The sequence below is a fragment of the Paenibacillus sp. NN59 genome, from assembly GCF_057597225.1.
The window spans coordinates 4,281,981-4,299,120 of the sequence record NZ_CP199678.1 but is presented as its reverse complement, the minus strand read 5'-3'; the positions used below and the strand labels follow the sequence as shown (position 1 = coordinate 4,299,120).

The 17,140-nt window shown below is 47.3% G+C and carries 13 protein-coding genes; 11 read left to right on the top strand and 2 right to left on the bottom strand.

The window, feature by feature from the left end; all coding sequences use genetic code 11:
- The 9 genes from ACT89M_RS18945 to glsA all read left to right on the top strand — a co-directional run bounded on the left by ACT89M_RS18945 (nucleotide 1) and on the right by glsA (nucleotide 12,168).
- Entirely contained in the window at nucleotides 1-864 is an 864-nt protein-coding gene (locus ACT89M_RS18945) for a DegV family protein (protein ID WP_154888331.1), read from the top strand.
- A 10-nt stretch (nucleotides 865-874) separates the two neighbouring features.
- Entirely contained in the window at nucleotides 875-2,920 is a 2,046-nt protein-coding gene (recG, locus tag ACT89M_RS18940) for an ATP-dependent DNA helicase RecG (RefSeq protein ID WP_154957706.1), read from the top strand.
- Between the two features lie 106 nt (nucleotides 2,921-3,026).
- Nucleotides 3,027-3,314, top strand: a complete 288-nt coding sequence (locus ACT89M_RS18935) for a stage VI sporulation protein F (protein ID WP_145331903.1) — start codon at nucleotides 3,027-3,029, stop codon at nucleotides 3,312-3,314.
- Nucleotides 3,315-4,717: 1,403 nt separating this feature from the next.
- Nucleotides 4,718-6,370: a sensor histidine kinase gene (locus ACT89M_RS18930; RefSeq protein WP_154958053.1), complete on the top strand. Its 1,653-nt coding sequence runs from the start codon at nucleotides 4,718-4,720 to the stop codon at nucleotides 6,368-6,370.
- A 58-nt stretch (nucleotides 6,371-6,428) separates the two neighbouring features.
- On the top strand, nucleotides 6,429-7,340 hold the full coding sequence (locus ACT89M_RS18925) for a LytR/AlgR family response regulator transcription factor (RefSeq protein WP_253500013.1): 912 nt from the start codon (nucleotides 6,429-6,431) through the stop codon (nucleotides 7,338-7,340).
- Between the two features lie 153 nt (nucleotides 7,341-7,493).
- Nucleotides 7,494-8,804 carry an L-lactate MFS transporter gene (locus ACT89M_RS18920; protein ID WP_373323287.1) on the top strand — a complete coding sequence of 437 codons (1,311 nt, stop codon included), beginning with the start codon at nucleotides 7,494-7,496 and terminating at the stop codon, nucleotides 8,802-8,804.
- Between the two features lie 364 nt (nucleotides 8,805-9,168).
- Nucleotides 9,169-9,651, top strand: coding sequence for a GNAT family N-acetyltransferase (locus ACT89M_RS18915; protein ID WP_090922690.1), 483 nt, complete (start codon nucleotides 9,169-9,171; stop codon nucleotides 9,649-9,651).
- A 123-nt stretch (nucleotides 9,652-9,774) separates the two neighbouring features.
- Entirely contained in the window at nucleotides 9,775-10,953 is a 1,179-nt protein-coding gene (locus ACT89M_RS18910; RefSeq protein WP_487344776.1) for an LOG family protein, read from the top strand.
- A gap of 273 nt (nucleotides 10,954-11,226) precedes the next feature.
- Nucleotides 11,227-12,168, top strand: a complete 942-nt coding sequence (gene glsA / locus ACT89M_RS18905; protein WP_090922686.1) for a glutaminase A — start codon at nucleotides 11,227-11,229, stop codon at nucleotides 12,166-12,168.
- Nucleotides 12,169-12,404: 236 nt separating this feature from the next.
- On the opposite strand, the gene ACT89M_RS18900 is transcribed toward glsA, so the two are convergent.
- Together ACT89M_RS18900 and ACT89M_RS18895 are read right to left on the bottom strand one after the other, a co-directional pair.
- A complete protein-coding gene (locus ACT89M_RS18900; RefSeq protein WP_090922683.1) occupies nucleotides 12,405-12,758 on the bottom strand; it encodes a YolD-like family protein in 354 nt (117 codons plus the stop codon).
- A complete protein-coding gene (locus ACT89M_RS18895; RefSeq protein WP_090922681.1) occupies nucleotides 12,755-13,999 on the bottom strand; it encodes a DNA polymerase IV in 1,245 nt (414 codons plus the stop codon). The genes ACT89M_RS18900 and ACT89M_RS18895 overlap by 4 nt, the downstream gene beginning before the upstream one ends.
- A 537-nt stretch (nucleotides 14,000-14,536) precedes the next feature.
- Between ACT89M_RS18895 and ACT89M_RS18890 the strand changes: the two genes are divergently transcribed.
- Both ACT89M_RS18890 and ACT89M_RS18885 read left to right on the top strand, forming a co-directional pair.
- Nucleotides 14,537-14,872, top strand: a complete 336-nt coding sequence (locus tag ACT89M_RS18890; protein ID WP_308723155.1) for a hypothetical protein — start codon at nucleotides 14,537-14,539, stop codon at nucleotides 14,870-14,872.
- Nucleotides 14,869-17,094 (top strand): hypothetical protein, encoded by a 2,226-nt coding sequence (locus ACT89M_RS18885; RefSeq protein ID WP_308723154.1) that lies wholly within the window; start codon nucleotides 14,869-14,871, stop codon nucleotides 17,092-17,094. Before ACT89M_RS18890 ends, ACT89M_RS18885 begins: the two co-directional genes overlap by 4 nt.
- Nucleotides 17,095-17,140 lie beyond the last annotated feature (46 nt).

Sequence of the window (17,140 nt, the reverse complement as noted above, 5' to 3'; positions counted from 1 at the left end):
GTGAGCCACAAGGTTGCGATTGTAACGGACAGTACGGCGGATATTCCTGAGGAACTGGTTCGTAAATACGGTATACATGTGGTTCCCTTGCGCGTGTTGTTTGGGGAAGAAAACTATGCGGATGGAGTGGAACTGACTTCGGAGCAGTTTTACGATAAGTTAAGGCAGAGCGCAGTCCTGCCTACGACTTCACAGCCTTCTCCTACCGATTTTATGGATGTGTACCAGCGTTTGCTGGACGAAAACCCGGACCGACCTATCGTATCTATACACTTGTCTTCGGGCATGAGTGGTACGTATCAATCGGCGATGCTCGGCAAGTCTCTACTGGAACGGGAAGCGGATCTAACAATCATTGATTCAAAATCGGCTTCCTACGGGTATGGTCTAATGGTTGTGCATGCTGCCGAGCTTGCTGAACAAGGCAAGTCTGTTGCTGAGATTGCAGTTGCTGTGGAGGCAATGCAACAATCCCGTAAACTGTTTTTTCTGGTGGATACGCTGGAGTATCTGCAGAAAGGCGGACGGATTGGCAAAGCCTCAGCGATCTTGGGAACGCTGTTAAATATCAAACCGATCCTGTCTATCGATGAAGAAGGCGTAATCTACGCCGTAGAGAAAGTCAGAGGTCATAAAAAGGCTATGGCACGTATTATTGAACTGTTCCAGAGGGATCTGGCTGGAAAGCGAGTCAATCTGGCGGTAGGTCATACGGCCGACCCCGCGTCAGCAGAGGCTTGTGCGGAACAGTTACGAGGTCATTTTACATTGAATGAAGTGATCTATACGAATATCGGGGCCGTTATTGGCAGTCATGTGGGGCCCGGTGTTATTGCTATCTTTATGTGGCCTGTTCCGGAATGAGGGATTAGATATGAACTTGGAAGAAATATCAGTCAAGCAAATTAACGGCGTGAGTGCTCTCAAAGAGGGAGAGCTTCACGCCTTTGGCATCTCTAGTGTGAAAGACTTGCTGGAGTATTATCCGTTTCGTTATGAAGATTATCGTCTGCGTTCGCTTAGTGAGGTAAAAGACGGAGACAAAATTACGGTACAAGGTCAGGTTATGGGTGTTCCAGTGTTGCAACGTTATGGTAAAAAGTCCCGTCTGACTTGCAAGATTATGACGGAAGAGTGGATGATTACGGCAACGTGGTTTAACCGCCATTTTCTCAAGGACCAGCTTACGCCCAACCGGGAAATTGTGCTTACAGGGAAATGGGAACAAAAGCGTATGCAGCTTACCGTATCTGATTCGGAATTCCCGGATAAAGGCGATGGACGTTCAGGCACACTGCAACCGGTATATTCCGTCACGGGCAAGGTCACGCAGCAATGGATGCGCAAGACGATTAACCAGGGGCTGACTCAGTACGGTGAGATGATTCCGGAGATTTTACCGCAGGCATTGATTAAAAAATATAATCTGATGCCACGCAAGCAGGCAATAGCCGGTATTCACCGTCCGCAAGATAATCAGGAAGGTCAGCGAGCCAGACAGCGCATGGTCTATGAGGAGTTATTTTTGTTCCAACTTAAAATGCAGGCGTTTCGTGCGTTAAATCGAAACCGAATGGATGGCATGGTACATACAACGGACAATACGACGATTCGAGAGTTTGTACGTAGTTTGCCGTTTGAGTTGACAGATGCGCAAAAGAAGGTGGAACTTGAAATATTGCATGATATGCGTTCACCCTATGCGATGAATCGGTTGCTGCAAGGCGATGTAGGTTCTGGTAAAACGGTGATCGCAGCCATTGCACTTTATACGACGGTGCGCTCCGGCTTTCAGGGGGCACTTATGGTGCCAACTGAGATTCTGGCGGAACAGCATATGCGATCCTTGCAGAAGCTGTTTGAGCCTTTTGGTGTGACGGTGGGTCTGTTAACGGGCAGTGTAAACGGACGCAAACGGAAAGATCTGATCGCCTCCTTGCAGATGGGAATGCTGGATATTGTGGTGGGCACACACGCCCTGATTCAGGAAGATGTCTTTTTCCGGGAGCTGGGCCTTGTGGTGACGGACGAGCAGCATCGCTTCGGGGTGAATCAGCGCAGCGTTTTGAGACGTAAAGGGTATAATCCGGATGTATTAACGATGACCGCAACACCTATTCCGCGGACGCTTGCGATTACGGCATTTGGCGATATTGAGGTGTCGACGATATCGGAGCGGCCGAAGGGGCGAATTCCGATCTCCACGTACTGGGTGAAGCACGACATGATGGAGCGAGTGCTCGGTTTTATTTCGAGAGAGGTAGATCAGGGACGTCAGGCTTATCTGATTTGCCCACTGATCGAGGAATCGGAAAAGCTGGATGTGCAAAATGCGATTGACCTGCATGTACAGATGCAGCAGAATTTCCCTAAATACAAAGTAGGGCTGCTCCACGGGCGCATGACAGCTGCGGAAAAAGAAGAAATGATGCGAGAGTTCTATAGCAATGACATTCAGCTTCTGGTATCTACCACGGTGGTAGAAGTCGGAGTCGATGTACCCAATGCCACACTGATGGTCATTATGGACGCAGACCGTTTTGGTTTGTCCCAGCTGCATCAGCTGCGGGGGCGTGTTGGACGTGGTGCCCATGCATCCTATTGTGTGCTTATTGCTGATCCGAAGACAGAGGTCGGGCAGGAACGCATGAAGGTCATGACCGAAACCGAGGATGGATTCGAGGTGTCACGGCGTGATTTGGATCTCCGGGGGCCAGGTGATTTCTTTGGCACCAAACAGAGTGGGCTGCCTGAATTCCGACTGGCCGATATGGTAGCAGACTTCGCCGTACTGGAGCAGGCGCGGGATGATGTATCCGCACTGATTGCGGATGCTACGTTCTGGACTTCAGTTGACTATACACCTCTACGTGATTTTCTTCAGCAACAGCAGGTGTTCAAGGGTGATCTGATCGATTAAGCGCTGGATGTGTTTTAAGGCATGTTTTGTAAAAAGTGACAATTTAACAAGCCCTCCCGACATATGAATAAGAAGTGAGTTCATTTTTTGGGAGGTGCTGTACGTTTTGGGTTACCAACAATATGGAATTAGTCCGCAGCTGGTGGAGCGGATCAAACTTAAGATGAAAAATCCTGCGGTTAAAGAGCGGATTAAAAAGCTGATCGATGGCGTAACGAAGGCCGATCTGCAGGATAAAGCGAAGGTGCGCAGGCTCATTAAATCGTCGGCAGTCATTATGAATGAGAACTTCTCGCCTGCACAGGAAGAGCAATTTGTCACTTTTGTCATCGCGCAGAAGATTGATCCAAACAATACGTTTCATTTGATCAAGTTGTGGGGTATGTTCAGGTAAAGTTGAATGTGATGTTATCCTGCAAAGAAAGATGAGTGTTTACACGTGGCACTACGAGGACAGAATACCCTTCTGATCGCTGTTATCCCCGGATTTTTTGTGAATTACCCTCTATAAAGGTATAATCCGGTGATAAAGGCGAACGCTCCGCTTCTTTAGGCTATTTCTGTCCTCTCCGTTAAACTGTAAACGAACGTTCTTTTGAAAGGCACATTACATTCAAGAGAGATTGGTAATGTAAAGAAGGGTGTTTCATCAGTCATATATGACTTGATGAAATGCCTTTTTGGATTTTTAGAGAGGATAATTTCTGTTTTCCTCACTTGGAAGGGAAGACCGCGGTATACGAGTAGTGTAGACATAATCTCACAGTACGAGATGCGAGATGTATGACGGTTATCGGGCTCTGTTATTTTTTTGATAGATGTGGAGGAAGTTAGATTGGAAATGTTTAAGATGCTGAGAGGGCACCAGGGAGCTTGGTTTTTCTAACGATCACCGGAGACGCTATTTAGGGTATATCACACCTTTTTATTTTCTAACGATCACAGGAGAGCTTATTTTAGGAATTTGATATGAAAATGGACATTTTTACTCTCTTTTCAGCGAAATAAGCTCTCTGGTGATCGTTACAATTCCAGGCAGCTCTGTATTGCTCAAATAAGCTCATCTGAGATCGTTAGCATTTGAGGTGGTGTGTTGAAGAGGAAAGAATGAATGAGGGGTACTGTAACGGGGGAGCTTGGTGATGTAGTAGGGTAAAGTTAATCACATCTGAACTTGCTTTTAGCTATTTCGCTGCGCTACCCAGACATAGTTGAACAATGTTATTCAGATGTTCGGTTGACCTCTTTGGCCTTGTTGGATACGGGAGCACGGTCCGGGACCATAGTTGCAAACCACATTGCGATTAAAATGGCGATGAATACTCCATTATGGGGAAGCTCTGCGAGTATGTAATCTTGTACGAATAGCACCAGAATTGAAATACATAAAACGATCTGGAGTACTCGTCCTGTGGATCGTTCAACATTGGCGGATCGTCCGGAGACCCATTTTAAGATATAGAATATAAGACTAAATAACAGAAGCGAACCAAGGAGTAGAATGGCAAGCATATATGAGCACCTTTCTGTAGAGAAGTTGTGGATAGAAGTTTCATTATGAGGCGAATATTAGTTTCCTGATTATACCACATTCCTTTTCTTTTTTTGATATTTACAGGATATCCTTTGCTTTCCTCCAAGGGGGAGGGTAAACTGTTGCATACGAGTAGTACAGATACAATATCGCAGTGCGGATGAATGAGGGTGGTCTGGTGTTGTATTTGATGTTATATTTGGTGATTTTTATTGTTATTTTTTCAGATAGATGTGGAGGAAGATGGGTTGGAAATGTTTACGATGTTGCTGGGGCTGTTTGAGCGGGCGGCGCTGCTGATTATATTTTTGTTTTTTCTGTCGCGGGTGCCGCGGTTCAGGCAGATTTTGCAAAAGGGCAAGTTAAGATGGCAGGAGTATGCTGCGGTAACTATGTTATTTTGTGCGTTTGCCATCTTTGGTACATATACAGGCATCAACGTTGAAGGCTCACTTGTTAATGTGCGGATTATTGCGATTTTATCAGGTGGAATTTTGTTTGGAGCACCGGTGGGCATTATTACGGGACTCGTGTCCGGGGTGCATCGTTACCTCATCGATATGGATGGCATAACCGCGATTCCGTGCCTGATCACAAGTATACTTGCGGGGTTGGTGTCTGGTTACATTCACAAATACACCCCAAAATCCAAACGCTGGATGATCGGTATTGGGGCAGGCATGATCATTGAAGCGCTCACGATGCTGCTGATTCTCCTATACTCGTATCCTGACCCGCTTGGAGCAGATATCGTTTCGAAGATTGCACTGCCGATGATTCTGGGTGAGGTGAACATTGGGCTGATCGTACTTCTGGTGCAGAGTGTGGAGGGGGAAAAGGAGTTAATTGCAGGCCGTCAGGCCAAGCTGGCATTGGAGATTGCGAATAAAACACTGCCTTATTTCCGCTCCATTGATGAGGATTCCCTGCGCAAAATATGTAAAATCATTCAGGAAGATATCCAGGCCGACGCGGTAGCGATCACCGATACACGGAATGTTTTGGCTTATGTTGGTTTTGGCGAGGAACGGTATCATATTGGCAATGAGATTATTAGTGAAATGACCAAGAAGACGATTTCCAGCGGGGAAATTACGATCAGTAACGATGTAACAGATGAGAAAACCCCGGATATCCACTCGTTGCTGATCATTCCCCTGAAAGAACGGGGCGATGTGACGGGCGCGCTTAAAATCTATTATCGTAAAGCCTACAAAATTACGTATCCACTGCAAACGATGGCTGTGGGACTTTCTCAGATTATCTCCACACAGATGGAGGTTTCGCGGGTAGAGGAGATTAAGGCTGCGGCGAACAAAGCGGAATTACGCGCATTACAGACAACGATTCATCCTCATTTTTTGTTCAATGCGCTGAACGCTATCGCTTCGTCCATACGCACCAAGCCGGATCGTGCGCGGGAACTTATTGTTAACCTCTCGGGTTACATGCGTTACAACTTGGAGCTGTCGGATGAGTTAATTGATATTCATAAAGAGCTGGAGCAAGTCCGTAATTATGTGGAGATTGAAAAAGCGCGTTTTGGCAGCAGACTCACGGTTATCTACGAGATTGATGAAGTGGCAGTGCATATTCCAAGCCTGGTCATTCAGCCTCTCGTAGAAAACGCGATTATACATGGGATTCTGAAGGTTAAAGGCCCTGGAACCGTGCGGATTCAGGTACAGGATCATTCTGATTTTGTGCGTATTAGCGTGAGTGATACCGGGGCAGGCATCAGTGGGGATATTATTGAAAAAGTCTACCATGATCGCATGCCGGGCAACCAAATCGGGCTATATAATGTGCATCGGCGTGTGAAGTTGATTTATGGACAAGGCCTAACGATTAGAAGGTTAGAGCAAGGGACCGAGATTTTATTTGATGTACCCAAAGGAGATGTCATATCAAGGTGATGATGAAGCGATGAAAGCGTTAGATGAAGGCATGTTGAATGGGGTAGACAAAAGAAGGATGAGAGCCTTAGTTGTGGAGGATGAAATTCCGGCAAGTGAAGAATTGAGTTATCTCATTCACGAACATAGCCAGATTGATGTTGTGGATTGTCTGGAAGATGGCCTGGATGTGCTTAAATTTTTGCAGGAGCAGGAAGTGGATGTACTATTTCTCGATATTAACATTCCTTCGCTGGACGGTATGATGCTGGCACATCATATTGGCAAGTTTGCACGTAAACCTTACATCGTATTTACGACAGCCTATAAGGAGCATGCGGCTGAGGCTTTTGAACTGGAAGCCTTTGATTATATTTTGAAGCCTTATGACGAGAAGCGGATCGCAGCCATGTTGCACAAGTTGGAGCTGACCTTCAAACGCGATCAGGAGCAAACGGAGAACATCGATAGCCTAATGCAGGGGGAGAACCGGGCATATCGGCGCGCAGAGGAACATTCGTCAGCAAATGATCATGGGGCTCAGCGAGGACATGACACAAGAGAAGATCAGGTTCGCTCTGGCGTACGGCAGGCACATCAAGGACTGGAGCAGCGACCGATATCTACTAATTCTCCATCACAGGCGGCGGATCATCTGACAGGAACACGGGTCAATTTGCTGCGCAATGACAATATCATTGTCACCGATTCGGCGGACATCTATTATGCGGAGGCTCAGGAGAAGGTCACTAAGGTGTATACCAAAAATGGAGAGTTCACGATGCCGGTCAGCATTTCCGATTTTCACAGTCGCTTGCCGCAGGATGCCTTCTTCCGTTGCCATCGTTCCTACCTCGTGAATCTTGTCCAAATTCGTGAGATCGTGCCTTGGTTTAACAATACGTATCTGCTTCGTTTGCGCGATCTGGAAGCCGAAGTGCCCGTCAGTCGTGGCAAAGTCAAAGAATTCAGGCAACTCATGCGCATATAACGGCATTTCATTCCGTATTTGATGCAACTCATGCTCAGAACGGCTCGATGAATCCCCTTTCATATATGATGGTCTTGTGAACGCATTCAAGTATGTTTGAATGGTACAGAGAATGTTCAACATGTCACAGACATCGGCAAAGGGGAGATTACGATGAAAGCAGCTATTTCATCCGCTTCATCAGCATTGAATTCAACCACGACATCATCTTTATCCATGAACCGCTGGCTTATTGTACTGGGTACAATTATTGTACAAATGGGACTCGGCACCATTTACACTTGGAGTTTATTTAATCAACCGCTGTCTGATCGTTTCGGATGGGACGTCAGCTCGGTCGCGATAACTTTTTCGATAACGAGTTTTGCTTTGGCATTTGCTACCTTGTTTGCGGGCCGATTGCAAGAGCGCTGGGGGCTTCGGCGTTTGATCCGTGTAGCCGGGGTGGTACTCGGGCTTGGACTTATTCTAAGTTCTCAGGTGAGCTCGTTAACGCTGCTGTATCTGCTGGCTGGGTTTGTGGTTGGTTTTGCGGACGGCACAGCATATATCACTTCTCTATCCAATCTGATCAAGTGGTTCCCTGAACGTAAAGGTCTGATCTCGGGTATTTCGGTAGGTGCTTTTGGTACCGGTAGTCTATTGTTCAAATATGTGAACTCCGCCCTGATTAGTGCGGTTGGCCCAGCGCAAGCCTTTATGTACTGGGGGATAATCGTTCTTGTACTGGTTGTTGCCGGATCATTCCTGATCCGTGAAGCGGTGGTTCGTGAACAGTCTCCGGTGAATGCCAAAGAGGGCGCGGTCAGTGAACCTTCAGAAGTCCATCATGAATATACAGTTAAAGAAATGCTTCGCACAAAAGAGGCGTATATGCTTTTCGGTATTTTCTTCACAGCATGTATGAGCGGTCTGTACCTGATCGGCATTGTCAAAGATATTGGCGTACAGCTCGCAGGTCTTAACGTGGCAACGGCAGCGAATGCGGTGGCCATGGTCGCTATTTTTAACACAGCGGGTCGTATAATTCTGGGAGCCTTGTCGGATAAAGTAGGACGGATGAAAGTCATCGCCGGAGCGTTGCTCGTAACAGCCGTGGCTGTTATGACGCTGAGTCTGGTGCCGCTGAACTTTGGAATCTTCTTCGCTTGTGTGGCAGCGATTGCCTTCTGCTTTGGGGGTAACATTACCGTGTTCCCAGCTATTGTGGCCGATTACTTCGGGTTGAAAAACCAGAGCAAAAACTACGGCGTCATTTATCAAGGGTTCGGATTCGGTGCTCTGGCCGGATCATTTATCAGCGCGTTGCTGGGTGGTTTCCATCTTACCTTTATCGTCATTGCGGTACTCTGTGCGGTATCACTGCTGATGGCACTGATCATCACACCTCCAGGTACAAGCCTGCGGGCACGTGATTCCCATAATAAACAGATGCAGTTCAACCCGTCATCGCGGGCAAGCTAAGTTGTAGTTATATCGTTGTACAGATCCATATATACGTATCACAACATCACAGAGACCTAGTGATTGGACACGGCATTGGGCTAAGAACGAATACCAAAAGTTAGATTAGATTAATGGCAAGCGGTCTCAGATGAGGCCGTTTTTACCTTTTTCAAAAGCTTCACAAATCCCAAAAGCCTTGTTGCCAAGTGCAAGAGCGACATAACCACGCTGACGTACATCCCAAGATGTGCATTGCTACCTTTGCTTCTGTTATACTTTAGGTGAATCAAAGCAAAACTGTACTCGATGACGCGCTATAAAATGATATATACGGTATGCGACACGATGACATTGAAATGATCTATCCTGAGGAGGCATATTCATGAACTTTGTAAAATACACAGAACCGGACTTTGAACATTATTATGCACTCGTTTCCAATGAGGACGTCATGAAGCAGATTACCGAGCGGGCGATCCCGGAGCCGGAAGCGAGAACACAGTTCGATTCCATGCTAGATTATAACCTTCGTTCTTTATGCGGGCACTATCGAGTGACCACGCAGGATGATGCGGGTGTGGCCTACGCCAAATTGATTCTGGATGAAGATAACCCAAGCCGGGCAGAGATGGGGTATATGATTCTACCGGAGCATTGGGGCAAAGGTCAGGGTACAGCTATCGCGTCCCGCCTGATTATTCAGGCTCAGGCTGCAGGCATTGAGGTTCTATATGCCGTTATTGATCCTTCCAATGCGGCATCCCGTCAGATTTTGCTTAGACAGAACTTTGAATCAACATGGGTGGGAGATTACGACGGTTTGCCTGGGGAGATTCTGGAGTTGAATCTGCGTCCTAACAGATAAAGACGTTAGATACACATGAAAGTATATGCTTAAACATGCTGCAGCCGCTTATAAAGCGGCTTTTTTCTGTGCAATCTATATTAGATAGAGAATGGCCCTAAATTACATGTAAAAGGAGAGCATATGATAAAGTCATTGGAATGGATTACGCATCCTCCGTTTAACCCTATTCATGATAAGCTTTATTCTCCCTTTGAGTTGCTTAAGGGTTTTAATGTGGATGATGCACGGAGTCTATTAGTCACGCCAGATTTCCGGTGTTTAACATATTTTCATCAACAAGGAGGTACAACCGTCTCAGATCCTTATGCTGCGATGATGGAGGCTGTACATGATACATCCGTTGTACGTGAAATGAACGGATTTCTGGCAACGGAGTTACAGGCAGGCCGTCGTCCTGTTGCAATCATGGGAGGACATCGGGAGAAACGTGGAAGCGAAACCTATCGTAAAGTAGCACGAATTGCCCAGAAGCTATCAGAATCTGGCTTTATTGTCGTTAGCGGTGGTGGACCTGGTTGTATGGAAGCAACACATCTTGGTGCTCTTCACGCTGGACGGTCTGCAGACTGCCTTGAATCTGCAATAAATCGTTTGGCAGAGGAACCGTTCGCTGAATTCCCGCAAAACATGAGCGATATTATCGGTAAAGATGGACAGACCTTTAATGAAGAACTGTTAAGCAAACTCCATAAATGGATGCTTCCCACATGGGAAATAGCAAATGGACTCAAGGATCAACTCAGCCCACTCAATTGCAGTTTGGCACTGCCGACCTGGCATTATGGCCACGAGCCTTTTACTCCGTTTGCTACCCACGTTGCGAAATACTTCCTCAACAGCATACGGGAAGATGTACTTCTTACACTCGCTTCATGCGGTATCATTTTTTCGGAGGGGCGCGGAGGCACAATCCAGGAGGTGTTCCAGGACGCCGCTCAAGTCTATTACCGTGAGAATGACGCGTATAATAAGGCTCCAATTACTTCAATGCTGTTTCTTGACAGCCAGTTCTGGACAAATTCAGAGACCCCTGATAAAAGGCTGCACATGCCAGTGATGGGTTTGCTTTATCAACTTTTTGTCGGTACGAAAAATATGACAGAAGAGGAATTCAAACGTTATATTCGCGTTGTCGATGATGCTGATGAAGCCGTAAACATCATTATTGAAAATGCACAATCCGCGAGTCAGGTCGTGCACAAACTTGCCAGAATTGGCATTAGCAATATTGATTCGGAGCTTATGGCTGAAAGAGCGGAAGATTTTGTTATCCAGCGAGGGAACAAGACTGAAATATGATTCATGGAATTAGGAAAAATGAAGGAACAGTCCCCATCGTAATCCATGAACGACCTGATTCAGAGAATAGAACAAAGTCCCCAAAAAAGCTGTTACTCTAGCAGCTTTTTTGTTTTCCCGGTAGAAATTCGTGTAACTTCACGTACCACAGGGTAATGCATAGGATAGAATATGGAGTATAAGGTGTCTTGCCTGAGTACAGCGCTCCGTTGTATTGCAGGACTAGTATCTCGTGTAAGATACTTCTATAGATAAACGTGGAGGAGATGACATATGAGTGATTCAACGATGGAACGACTGAATGCTCTGTTGCCCGAGTGGCTGGAGACCAGCCGCCTGCATACGGGACAGGGGAAAGTAGCTTCCTATATTCCGGAACTGGTCAAAGCATCTCAGGACGATCTGGGAATACATATCATGGACGCGGAAGGTAACCATGTGTCTGCCGGCGATTGCGGAGTTCCTTTTACGATGCAAAGTATCTCCAAAGTGTTCACCCTCATTCTGGCCCTGATGGATCACGGGGAAGAGGCGGTCTTCTTTAATGTAGGAAAAGAACCAACGGGTGATGATTACGACTCCATGATCAAGCTGGAACTGGTTGAACCAGGTATTCCGTTTAATCCTCTCATTAATGCGGGTGCGATCACCGTATCCTCTCTTGTTGGTGGGGACTGTAAGGAAGAGAAGTCCCGCCGTATTCTCGAATTTTTCCGCAAGTTAGCGAATAATGAACGATTGGGTTATAACGAAGACGTTTTTCGCTCCGAATCGGAAAGTGGCCATCTGAACCGCTCTCTCGCCTATTTCCTCAAACATAACGGTGTGATCAAAGATGATGTGGAAGATGTGCTGGCTGTTTATTTCCGTCATTGTTCTATTGAAGTCACCTGTGCTGATCTAGCTCGCATGGCGCTTGTTCTCGCTCATGATGGAACCGATCCGATTACCGGCGAAGAACTCATTCCCCGTCGTTATGTGCAGATCGCCAAGACCTTTATGACTACCTGCGGGATGTACAATGCTTCTGGTGAATTTGCCATCGAGGTTGGTTTGCCCGCCAAAAGCGGTGTTTCTGGTGGAATACTGACGCTTGTTCCGGGACAATTCGGCATCGGTGTGGTTGGCCCGGCACTTAATCGCAAAGGCAACAGCCTCGCTGGCGTTCATCTGCTTGAGCGTCTGTCCAAGGAGTTCGACTGGAGTTTCTTCTAATATTAAAAAAGCAACGTAATAGTTACCCTTATATGCAGTGGATGAATCAGATTTCGAACATTGTGCTTCTTTTGAACGAGGCGGATGTACGGATATCGTTTGTCGGCTGCTTTTTTATTACCATAGAATATCGTAGGGATACGGTCCTGCACAACGTGAAGCTGCTACATCTATCAATGGGTTCCCACTATGTCTATATGTGAACAAATGCTCATTTTGCTACATCACTCACATGTTTATTCATCCATCCATTCACCTGCTGGGGTCACACCTGTAATGAGATTCATCTGAAGATCCCGATTCCCGTCATCGGTTAGCAGTCTGAGTGTACGGGCGGGGCGATCCAATCGGAGCACACGTCCGGTATAAGAAATGTCATCATGCTCGTGGAACAGCGTGATCGTAACGCGGTCGCCAAGTACCATGGAGTTGCTCAGCAAACGGGACATTTCATCTGCGGCCTGGGCATCCAGGGAGGGACGCGTGCGGGGGGCAAGCTGCTCCTGATGAAGAATATAGGCTTCCCGATGTTCGGGAAGCATCATGCGTGAGGATTCAAAAAGTCCGTTTTGTTGCAATTTTTTACTCATCTATAGTGACCTCCAATTTTATGAGAACGATCTTGCGCCTGAGCGGATGAGCACAGGGATGAGGCACGCATGATGGCGGTATCTCCGAACTTGCGCTTGATATCATCCGTGGCTCGCTCCAGTTCTCTCTTGCGTTCGCGGTCGTCAAACCAGGACAGTTGTACTTCTGAATCGGGTACAAGTCCGCTCAGCGACACATGGATGCGTCTTATGGGTAATCCGTCCCAATGGCGCAGAAACAGAGCTGCCGCCGCATCATATACTTCATCTGTGATGTTGGTCGGTTCATTCACCTTCATCTGACGGGAAAAACCGGTTGGCCGGTCGTAATCCTGTCCGCGACACCCGACCGAAACGACATGCCCCATGAGTGATTTGTCCCGGGAACGTCGGCTGACTAGTTCCGCGAGCTCCAGCAACACAACCTTAATCTCTTCCCAAGTCTCGTAATCCCGTGGTAGCGTCATCTGATGTCCGATCCCCTGCTGCTGGTGTGTGTATGTTCCGGGTTTTACCGGAGAATCATCTATACCACGGGCGATACGCCATAACACTTCACCATTTACACCCCACCGCTCCTTGAGCCGGGATAGCGGTGTATTCGCCAAATCACCAATCGTATGAACGCCCATTTTGTAGAGATGCTGTGCCATGCGTGAACCAACCATGAACATATCGCGTACAGGTTTTTCCCAGATCGTGGAGGGCATATCCTTCCTTGGCAGCGTATAGATGCCTCCTGGGACTTTTTTGGCATACAGGTCACAGGCCATTTTGCTGACGACTTTGGTATCGCTGATGCCGATGCGAATGTAAACGCCAGTTTCATCCATCACTTTGGACTGAATGCTGCGTGCAATTGTTTCGGGACTGCCGAACAGATCGAGGCTTCCCGTGACATCGAGAAATTGCTCGTCAATGCTGTAGGGTTCCACCAGATCGGTATAGGACTGAAGAATACGTGTAATATGAAGGGATACGCGGATGTATTCGGCCATTCTTGGGCGAATAACGACAACATCTGGACATTTGGCAAGCGCCTCTCCCAGTCGTTCTGCGGTTGTAATACCGTAGGACTTGGCGAGAGGACACGCCGCCAGAATGATACCTGAGCGCCTCGCCGGGTCACCAGCTACAACGAGGGGGCGATCCTTGTACTCGGGATGTGCAGACTTCTCCACACTGGCGTAAAATGACTGGCAGTCTGCCAGCATGATGACACGTCTGTCTTGGCGGGGCATGATGTTTCCTCTCCTTATCTGCAATTCTTGATGTTGCTCCTGTCGTCTGATCCTTGCAGAGAGCTGTTCATTTACAGTTTATTTACAGTATGGAACAAGTGTTCTTGTTTTATAAGCATAAAGGACAATTCAAAATGCGGCAACCGGAATTATTTTGCAAATTGGACACAATTATACGATCGACAGATCAGAGGTCTGAAATAGGAAATAAGATGTGTCTTTTTACATTTAATGTGAGATATCTGTGACCTACGGGTGATGACTGGTAGTTCATTTTGATTTTTGTAAAAGTGTCGTTCATGGACAGAGTCCTAGATAGGGGGACTGATGTCCTTTTTTCATTTTCAGTACTTTTCAGAAAACCTTGATAGGACGCGGATTTTCAGTGATGCGTTATCAGACTATAGTATCAATTTTGTAATCTTTATGGTTAATACTGTAAAAAACGCGAAACTTTAAAATGTTACTCGCGTTTAATGGGGTATATGTTTTTCGGGGGAAGAGTGCCTGTATCCGCGTTGCACATAACAATATTACGTGAAGATGTGCAGGATAAGCAGGGCATTCATCTGTGCTTTTCGGCAGATCACGAATGTAAAAAGACCGCAAACGGAATTGTTGCCTTGGAGTGCTGGCGGGTGGCTCAACGGGCTGAGTATGGGCAGAACGTTCCATATCATGTTTGCTTCCATCAGCCTAGTTACAATGCAGAGGCTTAGCGCTATAGTGAGAACTACACCGCTGACATCTCTACCAAGCGGACATCCGAAGCGGAATGATCGTATGTTTCCTGCATGGGTTTGTGCAGTGCATGAACCTGATCTATGGGGAAGCAGGATGCATACTAGAGAGGTGAGCAATCAGAAGTCATGAGCAGACAACGACGAAGACGCTGGTTACTGACAGCTTTGACAGGCGCATTGGTGGTGACTGGCGGAATACTTGCCGGATGGCATTACATGCAGCCAAAGCTTGTTACGTATACAGCGGAGAACGGCACGGAAATGAAATTCAAGACCGATGGAGACCGGTTCATGCAATACGGGCCGGATGGAACGTGGAAGGAAATGTTCGTTAAAGGGGTGAACCTGGGGGCGACTTCGCCGGGACATTACCCGGGAGAGTTCCCGCTCACCGAGGAGGATTACCTGCGCTGGTTCGAGCAGATTCAGGATTTGGGCGCGAATGTGATCAGGGTCTATACCGTCCACCAGCCGATTTTTTACTCCGCACTGGTCGATTATAATCGTGGCCGGGAGCAACCGTTATATTTTATACAGGGCATATGGTCACCTGAGGAGGAATTGATTGAGAAGCAGGATGCCTATGCCGATCATATTGAACAGAGGTTCAAGCAGGAAATAGAAAAGGCCGTATCTGCCGTGTACGGTGATGCAGACATTCCTGCCAAGAACGGAGAGTCCAGCGGCAAGTACAGAACCAATGCCGGAAAATACTTGATGGCTTGGCATGTAGGTACCGAGTGGGACCCGGGGATGGTGGACAACACCAATAAGGTGCATGCGGATGTGCCGCAGTACAAAGGGGTTCACTTTTCCGGTAGTGCAGAAGCATCACCGTTTGAAAATTGGTTAGCAGAGTTGCTGGACTACACGGCGGTTCAGGAGAAAAAGTATGGATGGGAACATCCGATGACGTTTACCAACTGGGTTACAACCGATGTGCTGGATCATCCAGGCGAGCCGCTCTATGAAGAGGATCTCGTCAGTGTGGATGCACGGCATATTAAGCCGGAAGCATGGGATGGAGGTTATTTTGCTGCCTACCACGTGTACCCGTATTACCCGGATCTGTTCCACATTGATAAGACACTGCAAACCATCAAGGATGAAAAGGGCGAGTACAACACGTACAAAAGCTATCTGCAAAAGCTAAAAGCCGAGTTTTCCGATATGCCTGTAATGATTACAGAGTATGGTGTGCCGTCCTCACTTGGTATTTCTCATCTGGGCATGGGTGGTCGAAATCAAGGCGGGCATAACGAGGTACAGCAGGGAGACATCGATGCTTCGCTTACGCAGGATATCTATGATGAAGGCTATGCAGGAGCGATTCTGTTCATGTGGCAGGATGAGTGGTTCAAAAAGACCTGGAACACGATGCCGCTGGAAATTCCGGCAGATCGCCGGGCGTACTGGCTAAACGTGTTAACCAACGAAAAGATGTTTGGTTTGCTGGCCATGGACCCAGGGAAACAGGAACAGCTGACCATTGATGGCAAGCTGGATGACTGGGATAAGCTGAAAGATGAAGAAGTTACGGTCTGGCAGGGACAGGTGAATGGTATTCAGGAGATGAAAGTGACCCATGATGAAGCTTATCTGTATGTGGGCTTGACGCTGGATCAGCCATTTGACCCGGAGAAAACTGTACTTCGCATTGGAACAGATACCCTTACCGGCGGCAGTCAACCAAGCAACATGTTGCCAGGCAAAACTCTAAGTGATGGACTGGAAACGGTCATTACACTAGGCAAGGATAACGAGTCCCAGGTACAGATTGCGAAGGACTATGATTTCAATCAGCGTCTGTATGGCAAGGACGGATATAACATGATCCCAGACGAGCAATTGAAGTCAGCTGATCCGTTCCATCCGTGGGAACTGGCTGTCAGTCTGAAGATGACCCCGCCAGATACACGTTCAGCGCATCCATTCATGGCGGAGAACGTGGGAACGTTAAAGAGAGGTACGACAGCTTCAGGACAGGCAGACAGCGATTCGTTAACAGCTTGGCAGTATAACGGCAATCAGGTGGAAATGCGAATTCCTTGGATGCTGCTTGGTTTCGGTGATCCGAGCTCCTTGCAGGCCATCGAATACGGACCACTGAAAAACGGTCGGGAGTTTTCTACAACTAGCGTTGAAGGTATCACGCTGGTTCCATGGCTGACGGATCGTTCCACGAAACAGGTATCCTGGCCTGGGGGCGAGCAATCAACGCTGGATTTGAAAACTTTACCCGTCTACAGCTGGAAACCTTGGGAGCAGGTCGAATATAGCGAAAGACTTAAGTTAAGCTATGAGAAAATGCGGCAGAGCTATGAAAAAATGCCTAGTTTTCAGATCGAATAAATCAGCATAGAACATCATAAGCGAGTATAAAAGGAGGACTTTTTCA